At 72.9% G+C, this 25,808-nt stretch carries 25 protein-coding genes and 1 pseudogene; 16 read left to right on the forward strand and 10 right to left on the reverse strand.

Annotation, left to right across the window (positions count from 1 at the left end; genetic code table 11):
* Positions 1–96 precede the first annotated feature (96 nt).
* Together MOV08_RS06260 and MOV08_RS06265 are read right to left on the reverse strand one after the other, a co-directional pair.
* Positions 97–1,125 (reverse strand): alpha/beta hydrolase, encoded by a 1,029-nt coding sequence (locus MOV08_RS06260; RefSeq protein ID WP_275306639.1) that lies wholly within the window; start codon positions 1,123–1,125, stop codon positions 97–99.
* A gap of 158 nt (positions 1,126–1,283) precedes the next feature.
* On the reverse strand, positions 1,284–2,372 hold the full coding sequence (locus tag MOV08_RS06265) for a LacI family DNA-binding transcriptional regulator (RefSeq protein WP_107080426.1): 1,089 nt from the start codon (positions 2,370–2,372) through the stop codon (positions 1,284–1,286).
* Between the two features lie 272 nt (positions 2,373–2,644).
* Between MOV08_RS06265 and MOV08_RS06270 the strand changes: the two genes are divergently transcribed.
* From MOV08_RS06270 to MOV08_RS06290, 5 genes are read left to right on the forward strand one after another with little or no spacing between them, the layout of a single operon-like run.
* Complete coding sequence (locus MOV08_RS06270; RefSeq protein ID WP_275306640.1) at positions 2,645–3,940, forward strand: ABC transporter substrate-binding protein; 1,296 nt, start codon at positions 2,645–2,647, stop codon at positions 3,938–3,940.
* Between the two features lie 13 nt (positions 3,941–3,953).
* Positions 3,954–4,877, forward strand: coding sequence for a carbohydrate ABC transporter permease (locus MOV08_RS06275; RefSeq protein WP_275306641.1), 924 nt, complete (start codon positions 3,954–3,956; stop codon positions 4,875–4,877).
* Positions 4,874–5,725: a carbohydrate ABC transporter permease gene (locus tag MOV08_RS06280; protein ID WP_039630196.1), complete on the forward strand. Its 852-nt coding sequence runs from the start codon at positions 4,874–4,876 to the stop codon at positions 5,723–5,725. Before MOV08_RS06275 ends, MOV08_RS06280 begins: the two co-directional genes overlap by 4 nt.
* A gap of 31 nt (positions 5,726–5,756) precedes the next feature.
* Entirely contained in the window at positions 5,757–7,025 is a 1,269-nt protein-coding gene (locus MOV08_RS06285; RefSeq protein WP_275306642.1) for a glycoside hydrolase 5 family protein, read from the forward strand.
* A 53-nt stretch (positions 7,026–7,078) separates the two neighbouring features.
* Positions 7,079–10,141 carry an alpha-mannosidase gene (locus MOV08_RS06290; protein WP_275306643.1) on the forward strand — a complete coding sequence of 1,021 codons (3,063 nt, stop codon included), beginning with the start codon at positions 7,079–7,081 and terminating at the stop codon, positions 10,139–10,141.
* Between the two features lie 15 nt (positions 10,142–10,156).
* On the opposite strand, the gene MOV08_RS06295 is transcribed toward MOV08_RS06290, so the two are convergent.
* Positions 10,157–10,450, reverse strand: a complete 294-nt coding sequence (locus tag MOV08_RS06295; protein WP_275306644.1) for a hypothetical protein — start codon at positions 10,448–10,450, stop codon at positions 10,157–10,159.
* 152 nt (positions 10,451–10,602) lie between these two features.
* Between MOV08_RS06295 and MOV08_RS06300 the strand changes: the two genes are divergently transcribed.
* The 3 genes from MOV08_RS06300 to MOV08_RS06310 all read left to right on the forward strand — a co-directional run bounded on the left by MOV08_RS06300 (position 10,603) and on the right by MOV08_RS06310 (position 12,535).
* Positions 10,603–11,634 (forward strand): alpha/beta hydrolase, encoded by a 1,032-nt coding sequence (locus MOV08_RS06300; RefSeq protein ID WP_039630205.1) that lies wholly within the window; start codon positions 10,603–10,605, stop codon positions 11,632–11,634.
* A gap of 67 nt (positions 11,635–11,701) precedes the next feature.
* Complete coding sequence (locus MOV08_RS06305) at positions 11,702–11,896, forward strand: antitoxin (RefSeq protein ID WP_039630207.1); 195 nt, start codon at positions 11,702–11,704, stop codon at positions 11,894–11,896.
* A 63-nt stretch (positions 11,897–11,959) separates the two neighbouring features.
* Positions 11,960–12,535, forward strand: coding sequence for a GNAT family N-acetyltransferase (locus MOV08_RS06310; RefSeq protein ID WP_039630208.1), 576 nt, complete (start codon positions 11,960–11,962; stop codon positions 12,533–12,535).
* A 72-nt stretch (positions 12,536–12,607) separates the two neighbouring features.
* On the opposite strand, the gene MOV08_RS06315 is transcribed toward MOV08_RS06310, so the two are convergent.
* The 4 genes from MOV08_RS06315 to ligD form a co-directional block, all read right to left on the reverse strand.
* A complete protein-coding gene (locus tag MOV08_RS06315) occupies positions 12,608–12,820 on the reverse strand; it encodes a cold-shock protein (protein ID WP_039630209.1) in 213 nt (70 codons plus the stop codon).
* 281 nt (positions 12,821–13,101) lie between these two features.
* Complete coding sequence (locus tag MOV08_RS06320; protein WP_039630210.1) at positions 13,102–14,316, reverse strand: D-alanyl-D-alanine carboxypeptidase family protein; 1,215 nt, start codon at positions 14,314–14,316, stop codon at positions 13,102–13,104.
* 131 nt (positions 14,317–14,447) lie between these two features.
* Complete coding sequence (locus MOV08_RS06325) at positions 14,448–15,668, reverse strand: MFS transporter (RefSeq protein ID WP_275306645.1); 1,221 nt, start codon at positions 15,666–15,668, stop codon at positions 14,448–14,450.
* Positions 15,669–15,836: 168 nt separating this feature from the next.
* The gene (gene ligD / locus MOV08_RS06330) at positions 15,837–16,742 is read right to left on the reverse strand and encodes a non-homologous end-joining DNA ligase (RefSeq protein ID WP_275306646.1); all 906 of its coding nucleotides are present in this window, start codon (positions 16,740–16,742) and stop codon (positions 15,837–15,839) included.
* Positions 16,743–16,773: 31 nt separating this feature from the next.
* Here ligD and ku point away from each other — a divergent pair, with 31 nt between their 5' ends.
* On the forward strand, positions 16,774–17,886 hold the full coding sequence (gene ku / locus MOV08_RS06335; protein ID WP_275306647.1) for a non-homologous end joining protein Ku: 1,113 nt from the start codon (positions 16,774–16,776) through the stop codon (positions 17,884–17,886).
* Positions 17,887–17,942: 56 nt separating this feature from the next.
* On the forward strand, positions 17,943–18,356 hold the full coding sequence (locus MOV08_RS06340; protein ID WP_039630219.1) for an RNA-binding S4 domain-containing protein: 414 nt from the start codon (positions 17,943–17,945) through the stop codon (positions 18,354–18,356).
* Between the two features lie 9 nt (positions 18,357–18,365).
* Here the strand turns inward: MOV08_RS06340 and MOV08_RS06345 are convergent, their stop codons facing one another.
* Entirely contained in the window at positions 18,366–18,830 is a 465-nt protein-coding gene (locus MOV08_RS06345; RefSeq protein ID WP_275306648.1) for a YchJ family protein, read from the reverse strand.
* 193 nt (positions 18,831–19,023) lie between these two features.
* Here MOV08_RS06345 and MOV08_RS06350 point away from each other — a divergent pair, with 193 nt between their 5' ends.
* Positions 19,024–19,218, forward strand: a complete 195-nt coding sequence (locus MOV08_RS06350; protein WP_016576341.1) for a hypothetical protein — start codon at positions 19,024–19,026, stop codon at positions 19,216–19,218.
* A 170-nt stretch (positions 19,219–19,388) separates the two neighbouring features.
* Positions 19,389–21,026 carry a hypothetical protein gene (locus tag MOV08_RS06355; protein ID WP_275306649.1) on the forward strand — a complete coding sequence of 546 codons (1,638 nt, stop codon included), beginning with the start codon at positions 19,389–19,391 and terminating at the stop codon, positions 21,024–21,026.
* Positions 21,027–21,033: 7 nt separating this feature from the next.
* On the opposite strand, the gene MOV08_RS06360 is transcribed toward MOV08_RS06355, so the two are convergent.
* On the reverse strand, positions 21,034–22,539 hold the full coding sequence (locus tag MOV08_RS06360) for an SCO1417 family PLP biosynthesis transcription factor (RefSeq protein WP_039630227.1): 1,506 nt from the start codon (positions 22,537–22,539) through the stop codon (positions 21,034–21,036).
* Positions 22,540–22,646: 107 nt separating this feature from the next.
* Here MOV08_RS06360 and yczE point away from each other — a divergent pair, with 107 nt between their 5' ends.
* The 4 genes and pseudogenes from yczE to MOV08_RS06380 all read left to right on the forward strand — a co-directional run bounded on the left by yczE (position 22,647) and on the right by MOV08_RS06380 (position 25,067).
* Positions 22,647–23,327, forward strand: a complete 681-nt coding sequence (gene yczE, locus MOV08_RS06365; protein ID WP_476718406.1) for a membrane protein YczE — start codon at positions 22,647–22,649, stop codon at positions 23,325–23,327.
* On the forward strand, positions 23,324–24,124 hold the full coding sequence (locus MOV08_RS06370; protein ID WP_275306650.1) for a glycerophosphodiester phosphodiesterase family protein: 801 nt from the start codon (positions 23,324–23,326) through the stop codon (positions 24,122–24,124). Before yczE ends, MOV08_RS06370 begins: the two co-directional genes overlap by 4 nt.
* Positions 24,125–24,153: 29 nt before the next feature.
* Positions 24,154–24,424: pseudogene (locus MOV08_RS06375) on the forward strand (MFS transporter); the annotation flags it as partial.
* A gap of 265 nt (positions 24,425–24,689) precedes the next feature.
* Positions 24,690–25,067: an RNA polymerase-binding protein RbpA gene (locus tag MOV08_RS06380; RefSeq protein WP_006601711.1), complete on the forward strand. Its 378-nt coding sequence runs from the start codon at positions 24,690–24,692 to the stop codon at positions 25,065–25,067.
* A gap of 152 nt (positions 25,068–25,219) precedes the next feature.
* Here MOV08_RS06380 and fxsA read toward each other — a convergent pair whose 3' ends face one another.
* Positions 25,220–25,789, reverse strand: a complete 570-nt coding sequence (fxsA, locus tag MOV08_RS06385; RefSeq protein ID WP_275306651.1) for an FxsA family membrane protein — start codon at positions 25,787–25,789, stop codon at positions 25,220–25,222.
* Between the last annotated feature and the right edge of the window lie 19 nt (positions 25,790–25,808).

Consider the following 25,808-nt stretch of genomic DNA (forward strand, 5'->3'; position numbering starts at 1 on the left):
GCCCGGTACCGGGATGACCCTCCGCCTTGAGATCGCACGCACCAGACGCCGCGAGGCCCGCCCTCCGGGCGAACGACGGGAGTTTGACGACAGACCCTAGCCACGGCGGGCCTCCCGCTGTGGGGCGGCGGCGGTCCGGTCCGGGGTGGTCCCGTGCGGGGCCGCGACCGGGGGGCGTCCGGCGGTGATCCGGGCGAGGTTCTCCAGGGAGAGCGTGCCGGGCTTGAGGTAGTCGCTGTGGCCGCCGTCGCCGGCCGGGAAGATCCGGGCGCCGAACCCTGGGGAGACCGGGTCGGTGCCGAACCCGAGGGTGGTGGTGGGCAGGGGCAGTTGGGCGTGCGGGACGTGGCCGATCCAGTCGCCGGCGGCGCGGCCGGCCCAGACGGTGGCCCGGGTGTGCAGGTCCGCGGCGGTGTCGGCGCCGACGCCGGGGCTGCCGTAGAGGACGAGGTCGGTGGCGGGGAGGTCCGGGGCGGCCCGGCCGCAGACCACGGATCCGTAGGAGTGGCAGAGCAGGGCGATCCGGGCGGTGGGGTCGGCGCTCCTCAACTGCCTGGTGAAGTCGATGAGTTCGGGGGCTGCGTCGTCGGCGCGGGCGGTGGTGAGGGCGGCGGGGCCGAAGGTGGCGGGGGTGGGGTAGCCGAGCCAGGCGAGGACGGCGGAGTGGCCGCCGGGTTCCCGCCGGAGCTGCTGTTGGAGGGCCCGGGCGCCGTCGCGGAGGCGTTGGTAGGTGTCGAGGCCGGTGTCCGAGCCGGGGACCAGGACGGCGATGCGGTCGGCGTGCGCGAGGTCGCCGTAGACCTCGGTGCTGCGGCCGCCGTCGCGGCCGTCGAAGGTGAGGAAGTGCCGGCCGGGGTCGGCCATGGCGTGCAGGGCGGCGGCCCGCCGGTGGTCGCCGTGGGCGTCGGCGGCGCGCTCGGCCGCGCGGATGTCGGCGCGGGTGGTGGCGTAGCGGCGGGCGAGGGCGGTGGGGGTGGTGTCCCGCAGCGGGCCGAGGGCGGTGGGGGCCGGTGCCGGGACCGCGGCGGGTCGGGCCGCGCCCGACACCGGTACGGCCACCGAGGCGGTGACCAGCACGGCGAGCAGGGTGCGGGTCAGGCGTCTGGTGCGCGGGCGGGGCGCCATGGTGGGTGGTCCTTCCGTGCCGGGGCGGTGGGTGGTTCCGGCACCGAAGCTAGGGAGCGCGGTGAGTGATCGGCGTCCCGCCAGGGAGCGCATCTCGCGCGTAGTCCTCAGGTATGACGGGTAGGGGGTGCGGCCGCCACGGCGGTGGTGATGGTTCGTCAGTTGCCGTGCGGCGGTGGGCCGGTGCTCTCCCGGGGCTCCAGGTGCGGGAGTTCGCCCTCGACGGTGCGGGGCGGACCGCCGTCGAGGAGGGCGAGCAGTTCGCCGGCGGCGAGCCGGCCGAAGCCCGCGGTGTCCCGGACCAGTGCGGTGAGCGGGGGGTGGGCGACGCGGCACAGCGGGGAGTCGTCCCAGGCGACGACGGACAGCCGGCCGGGGACGGGGATGCCGCGGCCGGCGGCGACCGAGGCGCCGGCGACGGCCATCACGTCGTTGTCGTAGATGATCGCGGTGGGCGGGGCCGCCGCGTCGAGGAGGCGGCGGGTGGCCTCGGCGCCCTCGGCGTCGGAGTAGTCGGTGGTGACCGAGCGGACCTGTCGGGCGTCCAGGCCGCGCCGGACGGCCTCGGTGCGCAGGGAGTGGATCCGGCGGGCGGTGTGGGCGAGGCCGGGCAGTCCGGCGATGTGCACGATCCGTCGGTGGCCGAGGTCGTGCAGGTGGTCCAGGATCCGGGCCATGGCCTTGGCGTCGTCGGCCCAGACGGTGGAGAGCAGCGGCGCGGTGGGCGGTCCGGTGGGTGCCGGGGCGGTGGGGCCGCCGATGGCGACGGCGGGAAGGCCGAGGGCGGCAAGGAGCGCGGGGCGGGGGTCGTCGGTACGGGGATCGACGACGAGGACGCCGTCCACCCGGCGTTCGGCCCACCAGCGGCGGTAGAGCGCGCACTCGGTGTCGAGGTCCTCGACGACCTGGAAGAGCAGGGCGGTGCGCCGGGCGGAGAGCACCTCCTGGATGCCGGAGACGAGTTGGAGGAAGAAGGACTCCACGCCCAGGGTGCGGGCGGGGCGGGCCAGCACCAGGCCCAGGCAGTCGGCGCGTTCGCCGGAGAGGGCGCGGGCGGCGCTGTTGGCCTGCCAGCCCAGTTCGTCGGCGACCTTGCGGATCCGGGCACGGGTGTCGGCGGAGACGCCCGGCCGGTCGTTGAGGGCGAAGGAGACCGCGCTCTCGGAGACGCCGGCCCGCCGGGCGATGTCCTTGATCGTCGGGCGGCGCGCCGGCTTGCGGCGGGCCGCCTCACCGGGCGCTGTCATCGCGGGCTCCTCCGGGCCGAACCGCATGAGTGCCGACAGTCTGATCAGGGCGGCGGGGCCTGTCAATCAATGCTCGGGCAGCGAGCGGGCAGCACCTCAAAAGCGCTGTGATACCGGGGTGTTGACACCTACTAAATCGCATTAGTAGCGTCTGCCGCGTCGCGATCCGGGAGCCTTGAGGCCCGCGGTACGGCACCGGTTCCCCGCGCTGCGAGACCTTCGACAGATTTCTGGTCCGAGCACTTCCGAGCACTTCAGCCAAGGAGCCGGCCATGCGTCGTCATTCCCGTCGAACACCCGCCGCCACCGCGGCACTCGCCGCCTCCGCGCTTCTCCTGTCCGCGTGTGGCGCCCCGGACGGCGGCGGGGATTCCGGCAGCGCAGCGGGGAAGGTGGAAGGGCAGGTCACCTTTCAGACCTGGAATCTGAAGGCGCGTTTCCAGAAGTATTTCGACGGGGTCATCGCGGAGTTCGAGAAGAAGTACCCGGGCACCAAGGTGAAGTGGATCGACCAGCCGGCCGAGGGTTATCCGCAGAAGCTGAGTGCGGACGCCGCCGCCGGCACCCTGCCCGATGTGGTCAATGTGTCGCCGGACCTCGCCTATCCGCTGGCGAAGGCCGGGCTGGCGCTCGACATCGGCACGGCGGCGGGCACATACCGGGGCGAGTATCTGGACGGGGCCTGGCGGAGCCAGGAGATGCCGGGCCTGTCCGGCGTCTACGCCTTCCCCTGGTATCTCAACACCGGCCCGATGTTCTACAACAAGGACCTGTTCCGGAAGGCCGGTCTGGATCCGGCGAAGCCGCCGACCACCTACGACCGGCTGTTCGCGGACGCGCTGACCATGGCGCGGAAGAGCGACCGCAGGATCGCGATGCTGGCCGGCGCGCCGTCGATCGAGGACTTCGGTCGCTACGGCGTGCGCCTGATGGACGCCCGGGGCACGGAGTTCACCTTCAACGAACCCAAGGGCGTGGAGCTGCTCACGCGCTACCGACAGCTGTACGCGGCCGGGGCGCTGGATGCGCAGGCGCTCACCGCGGTGGCCGAGTCGGCGGGGCGCAAGTTCCAGCAGCAGTCGGTGGCGATGAATCCGGGCAGCGCGCTCGATCTGGAGAACTTCCAACGGGACGCGCCGGACCTCTACAAGAACATCGGCATCACCGACGCGGTCAACAACACCGGCAAGGCCAATATGTATGTGCAGGGCCTGATGGTGAGCGCGGACAGCAAGGCGAAACCGGCGGCGGTGGCGTTCGCGCACTTCGTGACGGACCGGCGGCACCAGATGGCGTTCGCGGAACAGGTCGCGGTCTTTCCGAGCACGAAGGGGTCGCTGGACGATCCGTACTTCACCCAGGAGGACGGTACGGACGCCACGCGGGTGCGGGTGGCGGCGGCGAAATCCCTGAAGACCGCCGTGAATTACACCCCGGTAGTGCTCAGTGACCAGATGAAGACGGTGTTGCGCAATGCGGTCGCCCGGGCCCTCCAGGGAAAGCAGTCGCCCAAGGAGGCACTGGATTCCGCGGTGGCGGAGTGCAATCGTCTGCTGAAGACCGGTTGAGGCCGGGATGGGCATGCGGAATGCCGCGGCGGCCGTCGCGCCACGGGACTCCGGTCGCCGCCGGGGAATCCGTACGCATCTGCCCACCAGCCCCTGGTTGTTCCTCGCGCCCGGGCTGCTGGTCGTCGGCGGATTCAGCCTCTATCCGTTCCTGAGTACGGTGGCGCATTCCTTCACCGATGCCCGGACGCTGCGGGCCGGGCGGTTCACCGGCGGCGCCAACTATCGGGAGATGCTCCACGACCCGATGTTCTGGACGGGGCTGCGCAACAGCGTGCTCTACGTCCTGGGCGTCGTGCCGCCGCTGGTGGTGCTGCCTTTGCTGCTGGCGCTGCTCGTCCGGCGGAGCGTCCCCGGCATCGCCTTCTTCCGGGCCGCGTTCTATCTGCCGGTGGTCGCCTCGGTCGTGGTGGTCGGGCTGATCTGGGTGTGGTTGTTGGACGACCGGGGGCTGATCAACGCGCTGTTGGAGGCGCTGGGGTTCGGCCGGGCCGGTTTCCTCAGCGATCCGTGGCTGCTGCTGCTCAGCGCGATGGCGGTGACGGTCTGGAAGGGCCTCGGCTACTACATGATCATTTATCTGGCGGCGCTGGCCCAGGTGCCGCGGGAGCTGCACGAGGCGTGCGCGGTCGACGGGGCCGGGCCGGTGCGGCGCTTCCTGACCGTCACGGTGCCGGCGGTGCGCGCCACGATGGTGCTGGTGGCGGCGCTCTCCGCGGTCAACGCCTTCAAGGTGTTCTCCGAGGTGTATCTGATGGCCGGGGCGACCGGCGGCCCCGGTGGGGAGGACACCACGCTGGTGCTGCTCGTCCAGCAGGCCGGCACCGGGCTCAGCGGGCGGGTCGGGTACGCCTCGGCGCTGTCGGTGGTGGTCTTCGTGCTCACGCTCGGGCTGATGCTGCTGGTGTTGCGCGCCCATCGCGAGGAGGACCGGTGACCAGGGCGGTGGGGCGCCGGCGGAGGGCGGCCGGATGGTCGTTGGCGGCCCGCTATCTGCTGCTGCTCGCGGTGCTGGCGCTGACCGTCGGACCGTTCCTGTGGCAGCTGTCGACGTCGCTGAAGGGCCCCGGCGAGGACATCTACCGCTTTCCGCCGAGCCTGTTGCCGCACCGTCCGACGCTGGCCAACTACGCCGAGGTGGCGCGGGTGATCCCGGTCTGGGACTTCGCGCTGAACTCCCTCAAGGTCGCCGCGGCCAATGTGCTGACCAACTGCGCGGGCGCGGCGCTGGCGGGCTACGCGCTGGCCCGGCTGCGGTTCCGTGGCCGCCGGGTCGCCGTGGTGGTCTTCGTCATGGCGATGCTGGTGCCGGTCGAAAGCATCATGATCGCCCAGTTCATGACGATGCGTCAGTTGCAGTTGCACAACACCCTGCTCGGGGTGGTACTGCCCGGCTGCATCGGCGCGATGAACGTCCTGCTGATGCGGAACGCCTTCGCGGCGCTGCCGTACGAGGTCGAGGAGGCGGCGTTTGTGGACGGCGCCTCCGCCTGGCAGCGGTTCGTGCGGATCGCGCTGCCGTCGGTCAAGGGCACCCTCGCGGTGGTCGCGGTCTTCGCGTTCATGGGTGCCTGGGACGACTTCCTGTGGCCGCTGATCGTGCTGAGCGACCAGTCCAAGTTCACCCTGACCGTCGGCCTGAACTATCTGCACGGCACCTTCGCGGACAACCAGCGGCTGGTGGCGGCCGGTTCGGTGATCGCCGTCCTTCCGCTGATCGTGTTGTTCGCCGGTCTCCAGCGCTACTTCTTCCGCGGCGTCGGGGAGGGCGCCGTCAAGGGCTGATGCCACACCCACCCGGAGGGACAGGACCACCATGCCCGTACCCGACGAGCCCCGCCGGATCCGCTTCGGCGTCAACTACACGCCCAGCCGGGGATGGTTCCACCACTGGCTGGACTTCGATCCGGACGCGGTGCGCGCCGACCTGGACGCGCTCGCCGCCCTCGGCCTGGACCATGTGCGGGTCTTCCCGCTGTGGCCGCTGTTCCAGCCCAACCGCACGCTGATCCGGCCGCGCGCCGTCGAGCAACTGGTGCAGTTGGCCGACGCGGCGGCCGAGCGCGGCCTGGACGTCGCGGTGGACGGCCTCCAGGGTCACCTGTCCAGCTTCGACTTCCTGCCCGCCTGGACGCGGACCTGGCACCGCCGCAACCTCTTCACCGACCCGGAGGTGCTCGCCGGCCAGGAGGAGTACCTGCGGACGCTGGCCGCCGCGCTCGCCGACCGGCCCGGCTTCCTCGGGATGACCCTCGGCAACGAGATCAACCAGTTCGCGGACCGCCCGCACCCCGACCCGGACCGGATCACCGGGGCGCAGGCGGCGGCCTGGCTGGAGCGGATGCTGGCCGCGTGCGAGCGGGGCGCGCCCGGCCGGGCGCATCTGCACGCCGCGTACGACGCCGCCTGGTACCTCGACGGCCATCCCTTCACCCCCGCGCACGCCGCCCGGCTGGGCGCGATGACGGCGGTGCACTCCTGGGTGTTCAACGGGACCGCGCAGCGCCACGGTCCGGCCGGTGTCGCCACCGAGCAGCACGCCGCGTACCTCATCGAGCTGTCCAAGGCGTGGGCGCGCGACCCGCGGCGCCCGGTCTGGCTCCAGGAGGTCGGCGCCCCGGCCCCGCACATCCCCGAGGACCGCGCGGCCCGCTTCACCACCACGACCGTCGCCAACTCCCTTGATTGCCAAGAGGTTTGGGGCATCACCTGGTGGTGTGCGTACGACGTTTCGCGGTCGCTCGCGGACTTCCCGGAGCTGGAGTACGGGCTGGGTCTGCTCACCGAGGACCGGGCGGTCAAGCCGGTGGGCCGGGCCTTCGCGGAGCAGGCGGCGCACTGGCGGGACCGGCCGCACCGCCCGCCGGCGCGCACCACCGCACTGGTCGTGGACGTCGGCGACGCCGAGGAGGCGCCGCACCGGTCGGTGTGCGCGCCCGGCGGCCCGGTCTTCGAGGCGTGGGCGCGGCTGGCCGCGCAAGGCGCCAGGCCCGCCCTCGTGCTCGCCCAACTCGCCACGGACACCGCATATCTGACGTCGCGTGGGATCACCGAGGTGTGCACCCCCGACGAGGTGGGGCAGTGACCCCTGCCGGCCCGCCCCGCACCCCGTCTCCCCGACCTCTGGAGCCGTGAGCCATGCATGACGATCGCGCACTGGTCGAAGCCCGCCTCAAGCGGGTGCTCGACGAACGGATCCGTCCCGCCGTGTACCCGGAATCGGTGCCGCTGGAGGTGGCCGCCTGGGTGGCCCCTGGCGAACCGGTGTCGGTGGCCGAGGGGTTGGCCGCGGCGCACTCCCCGGTGGCGGTGGGGGACGCCTGGGGCGCGCCCTGGGCGACGACGTGGTTCCGGGTGCGGGGCACCGTCCCGGAGGCGTGGGCGGGCCGCACCGTGGAGGCGGTGCTGGACCTGGGGTTCGACGAGCGGATGCCGGGGTTCCAGTGCGAGGCGCTGGTGTACCTGCCGGACGGCACGCCGGTGAAGGGCCTCAATCCCCGCAACCAGTGGGTGCGGGTGGGCGCGCCGGCCCGCGGCGGCGAGCGGGTCGAGTGGCACCTGGAGGCCGCCTCCAACCCCGTCATCCTCGACGTCCCCCCGTTCCGGCCCACGGCGCTGGGCGATCGGGCGACCGCGGGCGACGAACCGCAGTACCGGCTGGCGCGGATGGACCTGGCGGTGTTCGACACCGAGGTGTGGGAGCTGGCCCTGGACCTGGAGGTGCTGGGCGAGCTGATGGCGGAGCTGCCGGTGGACAGCCCGCGGCGCTGGGAGCTGCTGCGGGCGGTGGGCCGGGCGCTGGACGCGGTCGATCTGCAGGACGTGGGCGGGACGGCCGCGGCGGCGCGCCGCCGGCTGCGGGAGGTGCTGGCGGCGCCGGCGGCGGCGTCCGCGCACCGGATCAGCGCGGTGGGGCACGCCCACATCGACTCGGCGTGGCTGTGGCCGCTGCGCGAGACGGTGCGCAAGGTGGCCCGGACGACGGCGAACATGACGGCGCTGCTCGCGGACGAGCCGGAGTTCGTCTACACCATGTCGCAGGCGCAGCAGTACGCCTGGATCAAGGAGCACCGGCCCGAGGTCTACGCGAAGGTCAAGCAGGCGGTCGCGGAGGGGCGGTTCGTTCCGGCGGGTGGGATGTGGGTGGAGTCGGACACCAACATGCCCGGTTCGGAGGCGATGGCCCGTCAGTTCGTGTACGGGAAGCGGTTCTTCCTGGAGGAGTTCGGCGTCGAGAACGACGAGGCATGGCTGCCGGACACCTTCGGCTTCGCGGCGGGGCTGCCGCAGATCATCAAGGCGGCCGGGGCGAAGTGGCTGCTGACGCAGAAGATCTCCTGGAGCCAGGTGAACTCCTTCCCGCACCACACCTTCCGTTGGGAGGGCATCGACGGCACCCGGATCTTCACCCACTTCCCGCCGGTGGACACCTACAACTGCCAACTGTCGGGCGCCGAACTCGCCCACGCGGCACGCAACTTCAAGGAGAAGGGCACCGCCCGGCACTCGCTGGCGCCGACCGGCTGGGGCGACGGCGGCGGGGGCACCACCCGCGAGATGGTCGCCAAGGCCCGCCGGCTGCGGAACCTGGACGGCTCGCCGGTGGTGCGGTGGGAGAAGCCCGCCGACTTCTTCGCCCGGGCCGCGGCGGAGCACCCCGACGCCCCGGTGTGGGTGGGCGAGCTCTATCTGGAGCTGCACCGGGGGACGCTCACCAGCCAGGCCCGCACCAAGCGCGGCAACCGCCGCAGCGAGCACCTGCTGCGGGAGGCCGAACTGTGGTCGGCGACCGCCGCCGTCACCGCCGGATTCCGTTATCCGTACCAGGAGTTGGAGCGGATCTGGAAGACCGTCCTGCTGCACCAGTTCCACGACATCCTGCCCGGTTCCTCGATCGCCTGGGTGCACCGCGAGGCGGAGCGGACCTATGCGGCGGTCGCCGCCGAGCTGGAGGGGCTGATCGGCGGCGCGCTGGCGGCCCTGGCCGGCGGCGGCGACCGGCGGCTGGTGGCGAACGCGGCGCCGCACGCCCGGGGCGGGGTGGCGGCCGGCGCGGTGGCCCCGCCGGCGGCGGAGGGCGGTCCGGTGGTCGCCGGGCCGCGCCCGGCCGGCGGGTTCGTCCTCCAGCACGACCTGCTCCGGATCGAGATCGACGGCCGCGGCCTGGTCGTCTCCGCGTACGACAAGGGCGCCGGGCGGGAGGCTGTCGCCCCGGGCGCGGCGGCGAACCTCCTCCAGCTCCATCCGGACTTCCCCAACATGTGGGACGCCTGGGACGTGGACGCGTTCTACCGCGAGGTGGTCACCGACCTGACCGACGCGGACGAGGTGGTGCTCGCCGCGGCGTCACCGGAGGCCGCGACGGTGCGCGTGGTGCGGAGCTTCGGCGGCTCGCGGGTGGTCCAGACGCTGACGCTGGCCCGCGGGCAGCGGCGACTGGACATCGACACCGAGGTGGACTGGCACGAGACCGAGAAGTTCCTCAAGGCCGCGTTCCCGCTGGACCTGCACGCCGAGCGGTACGCGGCGGAGACCCAGTTCGGGCACCTGTACCGGCCGACCCACACCAACACCAGCTGGGAGGCGGCCAAGTTCGAGGCGTGTGCGCACCGGTTCGTGCACGCCGCGGAGCCGGGCTGGGGCGTGGCGCTGGTCAACGACGCGACGTACGGGCACGACGTGACCCGGACGGTGCGGGAGGGCGGCTCCGAGGGCGAGCGGGGCACGACCACGACCGTGCGGCTCTCGCTGCTGCGCGCCCCGCGCTTCCCGGACCCGGAGACGGACCAGGGCACCCATCGCTTCCGCTACGCGCTGGTCCCCGGGGCGACGATCGGTGACGCGGTGCGCGAGGGGCACCGGATCAATCTGCCGGAGCGGGCGGTCACCGGGTCCGGTGCGGTGCCGCCGCTGGTCTCGGTGGACGACGACGCGGTGGTGGTCACCGCGGTCAAGCTGGCCGACGACCACAGCGGCGATGTGGTGGTCCGGCTCCACGAGGCCCGCGGCGGACGCGCCCGAGCGACCCTGACCTGCGGTTTCGCGCTGGCGGGGGCGGTCACCACCGACCTGCTGGAGCGCCTGACCGAGGACGGCCCGGCTCTGGAGCGGGAGGGCGACACGGTGCGGATGGCGCTGCGGCCGTTCCAGATCGTGACGCTGCGGCTGTGCCGGGCGGTGGGGGCGCAGGCGTCCGACTGACACCGGCGGCGCGGCTCAGCCGGGGTCGGCCGAGCGGGTGCGGGCGTCCCGGCAGGTGTCCCGGCGGGTCGCCCGCCGCCGGTCCCGGCCGGGGCCGCGCCCGCGGCCCCCGCGCAGCGGACCGGGCCCGGGCGCGGCCTCCCGGGCCGGGTCCCGGCGGGGGTCCAGCCCGAGCATGTCCATCAGCAACGCCAGATCCGCCGCGTCCCGAGCGCGGCCGGCCAGCGCCCTTCTGGCCAGCCGTCGCTCCTCGTCACCGGGCACGGCGCGGGCGGCGGTGTCATCGGCACTGCGGTGTTCATCGGTCACCGCTGCATTCTCGGCCGGACCGGGGCGGACTGCCCGTCGAGCGGGCCGATGGGCGCACGAGGGAACCGCGAGCGCCCGAATTCCCTCTTTATGGTCACTTGCACTTGATCGTCATGGTCACTCGCGTGTGATCGTCAGTAGCGGAGTCACCGTTGAAACACCCTTACGCCCGCGGCCTCGCCGCCGTCCTCGTCGCGTCCTGCGCCCTGCTCGCCGTCGCCGGCTGCTCGGAGAACGGCAACCCGGTCGACTTCAACGCCGGCGGCCCGGGCAGCGCGTCCACCCCGGTCAAGCCGGTGGACCAGGACACCCGGATGCCCAGCGGCCCGAAGAGCGAGTTCCGAATAACCCGGACCCTGGACGACGGGACGCACATAGCCCGCACCACGCTGAAGGGCGCGAAATCCGGTGTCACCGGCAGCGTCTGGGTATGGGCGCCCAAGGAATACCAGGATCCCAAATACGCCAAGAGCGGTTTTCCGGTGCTGATGGCCCTGCCGGGCGGCCTGGGCAGTCCGCAGGACAAGGACGGGGTCACCAATTACTGGGTCGGCGGCGACATCAAGCTTCAGGAAAATCTCACGAAGTGGACCGCGGCGGGTAAAAGTCTGCCGTTCATCGTGGTGATGCCGATGCTCAATCCGGACACCCGCTACCACGACGGCAGCGACATTCCCGGTCAGCAGAAGATGGGGACCTGGCTGACCGACGACGTCGTCGACCTGGTCAAGGCCAACTTCCGCACCTTCCACTCCCGGGACGGCTGGGCCTTCATGGGGTCGTCCTCGGGCGGTTTCGCGAGCCTGAAGTCCGTGCTGAAGTACCCGGAGAAGTTCAAGGCGGCGATAGCCAGCGGCCCGGACATCGTGCCGGACTCCCCGATGTGGGCCGGGCACCAGAAAGAGAAGGACGCCAACAATCCGGAAAAGCTCGCGGCGAGCCTGCTGAAAAAGGGCGGACCGGACGTGTACATCGCGTTCCAGGCCGGCAGCAAGGAAGGCGCCGGGGTGCTGAACCCCATCCGCCGTTTCCGGGAGAAGTACGGAAAGGGCCCGATCCACACCACGTTCCAGGTCATTCCCGGTGGCCGGCACAATGCCTGGGACTACCAGAAGGGCATGGAGACCAGCTCCATCAAATTCATCAGCGACCAGCTGAAGGCGCCGATTCCCAGCGACTCCTGATGCAGTTCGTCCGTTCGGGGGCGATGCTGGGAGTGTCGAGGGGGGTCCACGCCGAGGAGGACGATCCATGTCCGTGCTGGACAAGCTCAAGGAACTGCTCAAGGGTCACGAGGAGCAGGCGGGTAAGGGCATCGACAAGGCCGGCGACTACGTCGACGAGCGGACCCAAGGCAAGTACCAGAGCCAGGTCGACACCGCCCAGGACAAGCTCAAGGAACAGCTCGGCGGGACGGACCGGGACACGGACCAGCCGCCGCAGTGATCGATCGCGGTGAATCCGCGCAGGCCCCGGGACAAGAACGGACCCCGGGATTAGCCTGACCGGATGATCACCACGCCCGTCCGGCTCGCCCCCGACGTCCTGATGCGCCCCGCCGAGCTGGCGGACGCGACCGGGCTCTCCCGCTCCTACCAGCGCAGTCTGGACCACCTCCGCCGGACCGAACCCCGGCGCGAGGAGGGTTTCTACACCCCGGCCGGCCAGGTGGAGCGCCTGCGGGGGCAGCTGGCGGAGCGGGACGCCGGGCGGGTGATGCCCTGGGTGCTGGTCCGCGAGGCGGACGAGGGGTCCGGGGAGCCGGACGTGGTGGGCTCGATCACCCTGTCCCAGATCACCTACGGCCCGCTGCGCAGCGCCAGCGTCGGCTACTGGATCGACGCCGGGCACCTGCGCCGCGGGCTGGCGTCCGCCGCGGTGCGGGCGGTCTGCGCGGTGGCCGACCGGGAACTGGGCCTGCACCGCGTGGAGGCGGGCACGCTGCTGGACAACGCCGCCTCGCAGCGGGTGCTGGAGGGCTGCGGCTTCACGCCGTACGGCACCGCCGAGAAGTACCTGTTCATCAACGGTGCCTGGCAGGACCACCGGCTGTTCCAGAAGATCCTCAACGACCGGCTCCCGTAGGCGGGTCGTGTCGTACGGCGGCGCCCGCCCCCTGCTCGGGGGCGGGCGCCGTCCGGTGCGGCGGGGCCGCGCTCACGGGGTGGCCATCACCCGGATCTTCTCCGCCTGCGGGCCCTTCTGCCCCTGGGTGACCTCGAAGGTGACCTTCTGGCCCTCCAGCAGTTCCCGGTATCCGGTGGCGTCGATGTTCGAGTAGTGCGCGAAGACGTCGGCGCCGCCGTCGTCCTGCGCGATGAAGCCGAAGCCCTTCTCCGAGTTGAACCATTTCACCGTGCCCGAAGCCATGTTGCGTCTCCTTCGCTCTATGGGCCCGAATCGGCTCCCGCACCCCGCGGAATCCGGAGGTGATCGCCCTGGCCCGGAGACGTACCGGACAGCAAGAACGCCCGTGAATGCAGCACGGGCGCCCGGCACTTCGGAACCATGACAGCTGATCAGGACGCTACACCGACCAGGCCCGCCAGTCACCACAAACCATGGCAAACGCGTCATCCTTCACCGGGCAAGGCCACGCCGCGTCCTCCGTATCCCCGACCGATCGCATGAATGTGCGACGCCTGGACCGGTCAGGACGTCGCGCCGTCGTCGTCCTGACCGGCCGGCTGCCGTCGGCGCCACCACAGCGCGGTGCCGAGCCCGGCCAGTGCGACCACCGCGGTGCTGCAGAAGGTCCAGACGACCAGGTCGTCGATGCCTCCGTCCGCCCCGGCGGCCCCTGCCCGGTGCAGCGTGGTGCGCGGTGCCCGCTGGGCGGCCCGCTCGCTGCCGGGGCCGGGCGACGGGGCGGGCAGCAGGCCGACCGCCGCGGCCCGGGGCGCCGCGTCGAATCCCCAGTCCAGCAGGGCGCGGGCCTCCTCGTAGACGGCGTTCTCCGCGCCGGAGCGCGGGTTCATCACGGTGACCAGCAGCGTCCGGTCACCGCGCCGGGCGGCGGCGACCAGGGTGTTCCCGGCATGGGTGGTGTAGCCGTTCTTCACCCCGATCAGACCGTCGTAGGGGGCCACCCCGTGCGAGCCGACCAGCAGCCGGTTGGTGTTCTGGATGCCGTACGCGTCCGGGCCGCCGTCCTCCGGGAGGAGGGCGGTCTTGGTGGCGGCGAAGTGGGCGAAGTCCCGGTTGGTCAGCCCGGCCTGGCCGAAGAGGGAGAGGTCGTAGGCGGAGGAGGTCTGGCCCGGCGTGTCGAAGCCGTCGGCGGATTCGACGGTGGTGTCGCGGGCGCCCAGTCGCCGCGCGGTCGCCTGCATCTCGTCGATGGTCCTGCCCCAGCCGCCGTTCATCGCGGCCAGGGCGTGCACGGCGTCGCTGCCGGAGGTCAGGAAGACGCCGTGCCACAGGTCGGCGACGCGGTAGGGCATGTCCTCCTTGAGGCCGGCGAGCGAGCTGCCGGCCTCGATGCCGGCCAGGTCCGCGCTGGAGACGGTGCGCACCGCCGCCTGGGAGAACTTCGGCAGCACGGTCAGCGCGAAGAGCGTCTTGAGGGTGCTGGCCGGCGGCAGCGGCCGGTGGACGTCCTTGGCCGCGAGGATCCGGTGGCTCGCCAGGTCCGTGACGGCCCACGACAGCGCCGAGACCCGGGGCGGCTCGGGGACTCCCGGCCGGGGCAGGAACTGCACGCCGGGCTCGTCCAGCAGGTTCTCGGCCGGGGTCGGTGGTGCGCCGCGCAGGTCGTCGATGCCGTTGGGGCCGTCGGCGACCGCCGGACCGCACAGAGCCAGCAGGCTCGCGGTGCAGACGGCCGCTGTGGACAGGGCTCTGACGGGGGACCACGTCGCTGTCGACATGTGGCCACGCTAAGAACGGCCAGGGCAGCGCGCCGGTTGGCCTACTCCATACGGTTTCCGGTCGCCGAGGGCGGTGGACGGGCCCGCCCGGACGTCCGGAACCCGTCCTCCGCTCCCCCGCCGCCGCGCCGTCAGGACCGCACGGCGCACGCCTCCGGCGCCGGCGCGGCGGCCCGCGGTGCCGGGTCGGTCGCGGACCGTGGGCCCCCTTCCGGCCGGGCGCCGCGCAACAGGTCCGGCAGCAGGGTGAGCAGCCCCAGGACGGCGAGCCCCGCGCCGAGCCACAACGGTGCCCGCAGCCCGTGGGAGTCGATGACCAGGCCGCCGAACGACGAGCCCACGATCACCCCGAGGGTGATGAAGGAGGAGTGCACCGAGTTCACCAACGGACCGGCGTTGCCGGCGCGTTGGACCCGGGTGGCCATCGCCGGGTTCATGGTCACCCCGACCAGCCCGACGCCCAGCATCATCGCCACCGCCGGGACGGCCAGGTGGGCCAGGAGCGCGAAGCCGGCGAGGAAGAGGGAGTTCAGCGTCAGCCCGACGACCTGGACCCCGACCGGGTGCCGGTCCGCGAGGCGCCCCACGACGGTGTTGCCGACGACGGTGGCCGCGCCGTACGCGATGAGCAGCAGCGGGACGGTACCGGTGGCGAAGCCGGTGACCTCGGTGAGGACGGGGTTGAGGTAGCTGAAGGCGGCGAAGGTCGCCCCGATGGTCAGGGTGCTGGTGGAGAACGCCAGCCACAGCCGCGGCCGGCGGAAGGCGACCGCCTCCTCCCGTATGCCCCCGCCGCCCTCGGCCCGAGCCGCCCCGGGCACCCCGACGACGGTGGCCGGCGCCACCAGCACCGTCATCCCGGTGATCACCCAGAACGCGGCCCGCCAGCCGAGGTGCTCGCCGACCAGCGTGGCGAGCGGCAGCCCGAGCAGGGTGCCGAGCATCAGGCCGTTCATGACCACCGCGATGGCCCGGCCCCGGATCTCCGGGCGGACCAGTTGGACGCAGAGCGAGACCGCCACGCCGAAGAACGCCTGCGCGGCGACCCCCGTGACGATCCGGGCGGCCATCATCACGCCGTAGTCCGACGCCAGGGCGGCCAGCACATTGCCGGCCAGGAAGACCCCGAACAGCGTCGTCAGCGCCGTCTTGTGACGGAGCCTTCGGACGGCGAGCGTGAGGATCGGCCCGCCGACCGCCATCGCCACCGCGTACGCGGTGATGAGGTAGCCGATCTCCGGGATCCCCACGTCCAGTCCCCGGGCCATCTGCGGCATCAGTCCCGCCACCACGAACTCGCTGGTCACCATGGCGAAAACGCCCATGGCCAGCACATATACGGCGCGCTGCACTCCGCCGACACCACCTTTCGCAACCGATCGTTCCCGTATGAGGGCAGGCGAAAGCCCCTGTGTTCACAGGGGAGATCGACCGGGCCGAACGCCTCCCGGCCCCGCCCGCGCCGACCCTACCGCACCTTTGAACCGATCGTTCCAAAACTGCGCGGCGGACTCCGCGGGCTATACGGGCCGCCGGTCGCCGCGCGGCACCGGACGGGCCCGGGCCGGGCTCAGCAACGGCGCGTGCAGATCGCCGTAGCGCTCCCTGCGCCCGGCGATCTCGTCGAGGAGGAAGGTGAGTTGCCCCGGTTCGGTGCAGCCCGCGACCTCGTCCCAGGTGACCGGGGTGGAGACGGTCGGGGTGGCCCGGGCGCGCAGGGTGTAGACGGTCGCGGTCGTCTTGGCGGCGGCGTTCTGCGAGAAGTCGATGAAGACCTTGCCGGGCCGCAGCGCCCGGGTCATCTTGTGTGTGACCAGGTCCCCCAGGGCGGCACCGGCCTCGACGGCCAGCGTCCGGGCGTAGGCCGTGGTGCGGTCGGCGGGGGTGGGCTCGACGGGCACGACGAGGTGCAGGCCCTTGGAGCCGCTGGTCTTGACATAGGCGTCGAGGCCGTCGGCGGCCAGCCGGTCGCGCAGCCAGCGGGCGGCGGCACAGCACTCCACGACGGTGGCGGGGGCGCCCGGGTCCAGGTCGAAGACCAGCCGGTCGGCCATGCCCGGTGCGCCGCAGGTCCACTGCGGGGTATGCAGTTCGACGACGAGGTTGGCGGCCCAGACCAGCGAGGCGAGGTCCTGGAGGAGCACCTGGCGGGCCGGACCCGACCTCGAATGGGGGACCTCGCAGCTCTTCACCCAGGAGGGGGCGCCGGGCGGCACGTTCTTGGTGAAGAAGCGCTGGCCGTCCGGCCCGTCGGGGTAGCGGAGGAAGGACACCGGGCGGTCGTGGAGGTGCGGGAGCAGCGCGTCCGCGGTGGTGGTGCAGTAGTGCAGCACCTCACCCTTGGTGGTGCCGGTCCCGGGATAGAGGACCTTGTCCAGGTTCGTCAGCGAGAGGCGCCGCCCCTCCACGACGGTGATCGGCGACATACCATTGAGAATCCCACACAAGGGACGAACCATGCGATCTATCTGGAATGGGTCCATATCGTTTGGCCTGGTCACCATCCCCGTGAAGACCTACAGCGCCACCGACCGCACCTCGTCGGTCCCCTTCGTCCGCATCCACGAGAAGGACGGCGCACCGATCCAGTACCGCAAGGTCTGCGAACTGGACGGCGCGGAGGTGCCGAACGAGGAGGTGGGCAAGGGGTATCAGCCGCCCGGCGACGAGGTCGTCGTGCCGATCACCGACGAGGACCTGTCCCGGCTGCCGATGCCGACCGCCAAGACGCTGTCGATCCTCTCCTTCGCCGACCCCGCCGAGATCGACCCGCTCCAGTTCGACAAGGCGTACTACCTCGGCCCCAACGGGGCCTCCGCCGTCAAGCCGTACGCCCTGCTGCGGGAGGCGCTGGAGCACCACGCGAAGGTCGCGATCGGCAAGGTGGCGATGCGCGGGCGGGAGACCCTGGCCATGCTGCGGGCGCACGACGAGGCGCTGGTGATGCACGCGCTGCTGTGGCCGGACCAGGTCCGTTCCGCCGAGGGGATCGCGCCGGAGGCGGTCAGGATCCGCGAGAACGAGATGAAGCTGGCCGAGACCCTGATGGACTCGCTGGGCGCACTGGACCCGGCCGAACTCCACGACGACTACCGCGAGGCGGTGGAGGAACTCGTCGCCGCGAAACTTCAGGGCGGTGCCCCGGCCGCACCCGGCGCCCCGGCCGTCCCCGGCGCCCAGGTCATCGATCTGACGGCGGCGTTGGAGCGGAGCGTGCGGGCCGCCCGCGGCGGCACCTCGGGCACGGCGGGGGACGGCACGGAGGCCGCCTCGGTCACCCCGATCCGGGGCCGCGGCACGGCCCGCAAGAAGACGGCGGCGAAGCAGCCGCCGCCCGCGAAGAAGACCGCGCCCGCGAAGGACGTCGGCGGCCGGACCACGGGCACGAGGACGACGAAGGCCACCAAGGCCGCCGCGGGGAAGACCGGCGGTGCCAAGGCCAACACCGGCACGGCGCGCGCCGGTTCGTCCACCGCGGCGAAGACCCCGGCCGATAGCGGCGCCACCGGGAAGACCGCGGCCAAGAAGCAGACGCGGGCGAAGCGGACGACGAAGCCCACGGCGTCCTAGGGCCCGCCCACCGCGGGCCCGAACGGCCGGGTCCGCCGTTCCTCTAGAGTCACGGCATGGCTTCTGACGAGGGGATGACCACCGCCCGGGTCGACAGTTGGATCTGGTCGGTACGGCTCACCAAGACGCGCTCGGCGGCCGCGGCGGCCTGTCGGGCCGGGCACGTGCGCGTCAACGGCGAGCGGGTGAAGCCCGCCTACGGCGTGCGGCCGGGCGACGAGGTGCGACTGCGGCAGGCCGGCCAGGAGCGCATCGTGGTGGTGACCCGGCTGGTGCGCAAGCGGGTGGGCGCCCCGGTCGCCGTCGAGTGCTACGTCGACAACAGCCCGCCGGCGCCGCCGCGGGAGGGGATCGCGGTCATCGCCGTGCGGGACCGCGGCGCGGGCCGGCCCACCAAGCGCGACCGCCGCGAACTGGACCAGCTGCGCGGCCGGCTCGGCACCGGCCCGGACCCCGACGACCGCCCGTAGCAGCGGGCCCTACGGCATGTCGGGCAGCGCGTCCACGTAGACCCACTGCCCGTCCTCGCGGACGAAGCGGCTGTGCTCTTCCTGGCTGTCGGTGTGGCCGTGCGCGGTGTAGTGCGCGCGGAAGGCGACCGCGCCCTCGGCGTGGAAGGCGGTGCCGCCGGTCGCGGCGAGGATCTCCAGGCGGGTCCAGCGCTGCGCCGGGTCGAGTTCGAGGGCCGCGGGGCGGGTCGTGGAGTGCCAGCTGCGCAGCAGATAGGCGGTGTCGCCGACGGCGAAGGCGCTGTAGCGGGAACGCATCAGCCGCTCGGCCGTCGGGGCGGTGGCGCGCCCCTGGTGGAAGGGGGCGCAGCACTCGCCGTACGACGCCGCACGGCCGCACGGGCAGGGCGCGTCCTCGGTGATCGTGGGTGGTGCGGGCGGCTGCTGCCGGGTCCGGCGCTTCGGGGATCTCGACGGCTTTCTGGGCTTTGACACGCCACGATTGTGCCGGGTCCGGCGGGGCGGGTTGGCGCCGGGCGAGGTGTCGGCCGGTCAGGATCCCATGACCGTGGCCCATTTGAGGGATTTCCCCGATAAATACTCCATTTGCAGCTTTTCTTGGCTTGATACCGGCGGTGAGACTGGAAGAACTCACGGTGACCGTCCCCACACCCAGGAGAGAACCCTCATGATTCTGTCCATTTCCGGCGTCGTCCTGCTCGGTGTCATCGTCTTCCTCTTCTTCCGCAAGGACGGCCTGAAGTTGTCCCACGCCCTGATCTGCGCGCTCTTCGGGTTCTACCTCGCGGGCTCGGCCATCGCGCCCAGCATCAAGGCCGGCGGAGCGAGCCTGGCCAGCCTCCTCGGCGGGATCAAGCTCTAAGGCACCCCGAGCGGGCAGGCCCTGCCCGCCCTCCCCACCGCGCGACGCCGCCCGTCCCACCGGCCGCCCGGGCCGGTCCGTCCCGTCCGGGCGGCGGCGCGCGAAACCCGCCCCGGCTCGCCGCCCACGCAGAGCCGGCCCGCCGCCCCTACGAGCACCAGGAGACCGCTGTGGCCCGGCGCCCCCTGCCCCGCATCCTCACCAGCAACGCCCTGACCAGCAGCGCCCCGATCGCCCGCGGCCGCGAACTGGCGCGGACCGCGGCCGACGGCGCGACCGACGTGCTCCATCCGCTGATCACCATCAGCCGGGGGCTGCGCCGGCTGGTGGCGGCCGGACGGGGGCGCTGGGCCGCGACGCCCAAGGAGCAGCGCGGGCCGCTGTGCTTCCTGATCGGCGCGGGGGTGCTGATCGTGGGCGTGGCGCCGTACGGTCCGCTGCTCGCGCTGGTGGCGCTGATGGCGGTGGCGGCGTGGCTGGGCCGGGACCGGCCGCAGGTGGCGGAGCCCGGCCCGAGCGAGGCGGAGACCGGGCGGTTGCAGGCGCTCTACGAGGCGCTGGTGCCGTGCTTCTCGGACGAGGGCGACCCCAACCCCCTCTACACCCATGACGGCGACTGGCAACGGGCGTTCACCGCGTACGCCTTCGACGAGGACGGGCGGCCGGCGCGGCTCCAGCTGAAGTACCCGGCGTACTTCCCCGACGGGGAGGACGAGTGCCGGGTCCGCGTCGAGCAGCTGCTGCACGCTAAGTCGGGCCGCGGCCGGGAGTACCGCTTCGACTGGGACGAGGCGGCCAACCAGCTGGTGATGACGGCGCTCGGGCCGCTGCCGTCGGACATCGCGGCGCAGCCCTTCGTGACCTCGCCGGGCGAGACCGTGCTCGGCTTCACCGACCCCGAATCCGTGCAGCGGACGCTGCCGGTGGTGTGCGGGGGCGCGCCGCAGGACGTGCCCCCGGTGGTGTGGCGCACCGGCCGGCGGTCCACCGAGCCGCACCTGCTGGCGCTGGGGCAGCCGGGCGCCGGGGGGACGACGCTGCTGCGCTCGATCGCTCTCCAGGCGCTGCGGCACGGCGATGTGGTGGTGATCGACGGCGGCGGCTCCGGCGAGTTCGGCTGCCTGGCCGGGCGGCACGGGGTGCTGGCGGTGGAGAGCGGGCTGGCGGGGGCGCTGGCGGCGCTGGAGTGGGCGGCGCACGAGACCGAGCGGCGGCTGGTCGCCGCCAACCGGGCGCAGCAGTCCGGGCAGCCCGCTCCGGCGAACACCCGGCGGCCGCTGTGGATCATCGCGGACCGGCTGACGGCGCTGTCCCACCTGGCCTCGGTGGAGGGCCGGGACGACCCCCAGCGGCTGCTCCAGGTGCCGCTGCGGCACGGCCGGGCGGCCCAGGTGACGGTGGCGGTGGCCGACCAGTTCGAGACCGCGGAGCTGCTGAGCGACCCGGTGCGGGCCCACACCAAGGCGCGGATCGTGCTCGGACCGGCCACCGCCGAGGAGGTGCGGGCGGTGCTGGGCGCCCAGCCGCACACCACCCCGCTCCCCCAGGTGCCGCCGGGCCGCGGCTACGCCCGGCTCGGCAGCGGCCCGGTGCTCCGCCTCCAGGTACCGGCCACCCCCGACCCGTACGACGACGCCACCGGCGAGGCGCACCGCCAGGCCGTCCTGGCACTGCTGCCGGAACGCACCGACCCGGCGGACGCGGCGGGGATGCCCGCGCCCACGCACCCGCCGGTGTCGTTCGCCAAGCGCGGCGACGCGACGCCGGTGGGCGGCGGGGACTGTGACGCCCCCACCGTCCACACCTGACGTCGTCTCAGGCCACGAACGCCTGCGGCGGCTCCGCCTCCACCGACGCCCCGGTGGCCACCAGCCGGGCGGCCCTGGCCAGCCGGATCGCGGCCTCGTCGGCGACCGCGCCGCTGACCGTGAACGGCAGCCGGACGAAGCCCTCGAAGGCGCCGTCCACACCGAACCGCGGCCCGGAGGGGACGCGCACCCCGAGCCGCTCCCCCGCCTCGGCGATCCGGGAGCCGGAGAGTCCACCGGTCCGGGCCCACAGGGTCAGACCGCCGCGCGGGACGCTGAACTCCCAGTCGGGCAGGTGCCGGTGGACCGCCTCGACGATCGCGTCGCGGTTCTCGCGGGCCTGCTCGCGGCGTATCCGGACGGCCTCCTCCCAGCCGCCGCTCTCCAGGAGGGAGGCGATGGCGAGCTGTTCGAGGACGGGCGAGCCGAGGTCGGAGTAGGCGCGGGCGGCGACCAGGCTGCGGATGATGTCGGGCGCGGCCCGCACCCAGCCGATCCGCATCCCGGCCCAGAACGCCTTGCTGGCCGAGCCCACGGTGATCACGGCACTGCCGGCCGGGTCGAACGCGCAGACCGGGCGGGGCGGTTCGGTGTCCGGGTCGAGCACGATCTCGGCCATGGTCTCGTCGACCACCAGCAGGGTGCCGGCCGAGCGCGCCGCGTCCACGAGGCGGCGGCGCTGGTCCTCGGTGGCGAGGCTGCCGGTGGGGTTGTGGAAGTCGGCGACGACATAGGCCATCCGGGGCGCGGCATCGCGCATCACCTGGCGCCAGGCCGGGATGTCCCAGCCCGCCAGCCGCTCGCCGAGCGCCACCGGGACGAGGCGGGCGCCCGCGTCGCGCATCAGCTGGAGGATGTTGGCGTACGAGGGCGAGTCGACGGCCACCCGTTCGCCGGGGCTCGTACACAGCCGGCAGATCGCGGCGACGGCGCCCATCGCGCCGGTGGTGACCATGATCTGTTCCGGCATGGTGGGGATGCCGCGGGCGGTGAAGCGGTCGGCGAGGGCCTGCCGCAGGACGGGCAGGCCGGCCGGGTAGTCGCCGTGGGTGTGGGCGTAGAGCGGCAGGTCGGACATGGCGCCCTGAACGGCGCGGGTGAGCCAGGGCTCGGGGGCCGGCAGGGCGGCGCAGCCGAGGTCGATCATCGATCCCGCGGCCTCCGGCGGGAGCGGTTCCAGGCCGCGGGTGGGCAGCGGGTTGCCCGCCGGGACGGCGGTCCAGCTGCCCGAGCCGCGCCGGGACTCCAGGAACCCCTCGGCGCGCAACGCCTCGTAGGCGGCGGCGACGGTGGTGCGGCTGACGCCGAACGCGGCGGCCAGCTCGCGCTCGGCGGGGAGCCGGGCGGCGACCGGCACCCGCCCTTCGAGGACGAGCCGGCGGACGCCGTCGGCGAGGCTGCGGTAGGCGGGCAACTTCCGCCCGTTTGCGGTGAGTTCGGCGGCCCGCGGGTCCTGCGACCGGAGCAGCCGGGCGAGTTGGGGCGCACCCACCGCGGAGGTCCACTGCGCCATAAAGATCAGTCCACCTTCCCCGAATTGGCTCTACATCGCGAGCCCGGACATGCCACATGGTGGCACGCACCAGTCCAATCCTGCCAGGAGGGGGAAGAGTCGTGTCCATCACCCAGGGGTCCGGCACCAGGCGGTCGCATCTGCCGCGCCGGCTCGTACAGCTCTATGCGGGGCTGGTGGCGTACGGCGTGAGCATGGGCCTGATGGTCCGCGCCGGCCTGGGCCTGGAGCCGTGGAGCGTGCTCAACCAGGGCATAGCGCGGCACACCGGACTGACGATCGGCACCGTCACGATCGTCTCCGGCGCGCTGATCCTGCTGCTGTGGATCCCGCTGCGCCAGCGCCCCGGCCTCGGCACGGTCTCGAACGTGGTGATCCTCGGGCTGGTGATGGACGCGACGCTGGCGCTCGTCCCGCCGCTGGGCCCCCTGGCCGTCCGCATCCCGCTGCTGGTCGCCGCGATCGTCCTCAACGGTGCCGCGACCGGCCTCTACATCAGCGCGCGCTTCGGCCCGGGGCCGCGCGACGGGCTGATGACCGGGCTGCACCGGCGCACCGGCCGCCCGGTCCGGCTGGTGCGGACCTGCATCGAGGTGACCGTCCTCGCCGTGGGTTTCGCGCTCGGCGGCTCGCTCGGCGTGGGCACGGTGGTCTACGCGCTGGCCATCGGGCCGCTGGCCCAGTTCTTCCTGCGCCGGTTCGCGATCGAGGGCCTGCCCGAGCGGCCGTCCACAGTGGTGGCCCGCTCGCCCCGGCCGTCACCGGAGCGCGCGATACTGCCGGAGTGACCCCCGCGATACGCCTTCGCCATCCCTATCTCGACCACCCAGGTCCGCTGCCCTTCGCCCACCGCGGCGGGGCCGCGGACGGCCTGGAGAACACCGCCTTCGCCTTCCGCCGCGCGGCCGGCCTCGGTTACCGCTATCTGGAGACCGACGTCCATGCCACCTCCGACGGCGCGCTGGTCGCCTTCCACGACGCGACCCTGGACCGGGTCACCGACTCCCGGGGCGCCATCGCGGCCCTGCCCTGGCGGGCGGTCCGCCGGGCCCGGGTCGCCGGCCGGGAGCCGCTGCCGCTCTTCGAGGAGCTGCTGGAGGAGTTCCCCGAGGCCCGGTGGAACGTCGACCTCAAGGCGGAAGGCGCGCTGGAGCCGCTGCTGGCCCTGCTGCGCCGCACCGACGCCTGGGACCGGGTGTGCGTCGGCTCGTTCTCCGAGGCCCGGGTGGCCCGGGCACAGCGCCTGGCCGGCGGCCGGATGGCCAGCTCGCTGGGCACCCGCGGGGTGGCCGGACTGCGTCTGCGCTCCTACGGGCGCGGGGCGCTGCCGCTGGACCGGCTGCTGGGCGCGCCGGTGCGGCGCAGCGCGGTCTGCGTCCAGGTCCCCGAGCGGCAGTCCGGGATCCGCGTCGTCGACCCCCTCTTCCTGCGCGCCGCGCACGCACTGGGCATGCAGGTCCACGTCTGGACGGTCAACGATGCCGATCGGATGGAGGCGCTGCTGGACCTCGGCGTGGACGGCATCATGACCGACCACATCGAGACGCTGCGCACGGTGCTGACCGCACGGGGGCGCTGGGTCTAGGGCGCTTCTGACGGATCTCCGCGGCGCCGGGCGGCAGGCAGCCGCTCTCCCGCCCCTGTTCTCCCATCCGATCCCGCGCGGCAAGAAAGCGGAGTATTTTTCCGCGTACGAGAGGGGCGACCGGGAGTGAGCCGGTCGGGGCCGCTGGCGTTCGGGGCGGCTTGCCGGCCGACCGGGAGCCACCGGGACGCGATCGTGACCCCGGTGGCGTCCTTCGCGGTCGGATCCGCCCTGCCGGCAGGGGTGCCGGTGGGGCGCGCGAGCGCGGCGGCCGGTGGTCCGGTACCTGACCGGATTTAGCCCTTGAGGGCGCGGGGCGGTAGTGTACGCCTTTGACTCACCAGGCGGACCGTTACTGCGCGCTCAACTCCTTGAGGCGCTGGGTGACATCTGCTGCCAGATGTGACAAACCGGGCGTTGGTGGGTACAACAAGGGGCGGCACGACGGGCGACGCAGGCGACGTATGTCCCGATGACGGGAATCTTCACCGCCGACCGGACGTTGACCGGATGACGACGACAGCGACACCTGTCCTGTGGGCGACAAGCCCGGGAGGCACGATTCATGAGTGAGCGAGCTCTCCGCGGCACGCGCCTCGTGGTGACCAGCTACGAGACCGACCGCGGCATCGACCTGGCCCCGCGCCAGGCGGTGGAGTACGCATGCCAGAACGGACATCGTTTCGAGATGCCGTTCTCGGTTGAGGCCGAGATTCCGCCGGAGTGGGAGTGCAAGGTTTGCGGTGCACCCTCTCTTCTGGTGGATGGGGATGGTCCTGAGGAGAAGAAGGGCAAGCCGGCGCGTACGCACTGGGACATGCTCATGGAGCGGCGGACCCGCGAGGAGTTGGAGGAGGTGCTGGCCGAGCGGCTGGCCGTCCTGCGCTCCGGCACCATGAACATCGCCGTGCATCCGCGCGACACCAACCGCAAGTCCGCCTGACGGGCGGAACGAGCAGAGCGGCACGGCAAGGGCCGGTGCCACCGAACCGACGGTGGCACCGGCCCTTGCCGTGCGTTCCTGCCGGACCGGGCGGCCGGGTGGGCGGGCCTCGCGCGCCCGATCCGCCCCCGGCCGCCCGGTGCGGCCCGGTCTCAGCGGGTGAGCGGCGGGTCCTGGCGCCGCGCGGCCGGCGGTTCGTCGGGGTGGATCACCTGGCCCTGGACGACCTGGCCGTCGGGGCGGTGCATCCGCGCCTGTTGGTAGACGTCGCCGAAGGAACCGGGGGTGAAGCTGCCCGACCGGGTCAGCAGCTTGTCGGCGCCGCGCAGGATCAGCCGCCCGGTCGGCGGGAAGAGGCAGAGCAGCCCGAGCACGTCCGAGAGCAGGCCGGGCACGATCAGCAGCAGCCCGCCGAGCATCGGGAGGGTGTTGCCGGTGCCGCCGGAGCCGGTCTCCCGGGGCGCCTCGGGGGCGCCGCCGGTCTGCAGGGCGCCGGTGAGGTTGCGCCAGGCACGGCGGCCGGCCCGCTTGATCACCGCGCCGCCGACGAGCACCCCGGCGAGCAGCAGCAGGAAGACCGTCAGACCGTTGGTGGCACCGCCGACCACCGTCAACAGCCAGATCTCCAGCACCATCCAGGCGGCGATGCCCAACGGGGCGAATCGGCGGGCGCGCGAGCGCGGCGGGCGGGGACTCGGCGGTGGTGTGGCTCCGAACGTCATGCCACCAGTGTGCCTGGCC

The organism is Streptomyces yunnanensis, from assembly GCF_029011865.1.
Lineage (GTDB): Bacteria > Actinomycetota > Actinomycetes > Streptomycetales > Streptomycetaceae > Streptomyces > Streptomyces yunnanensis.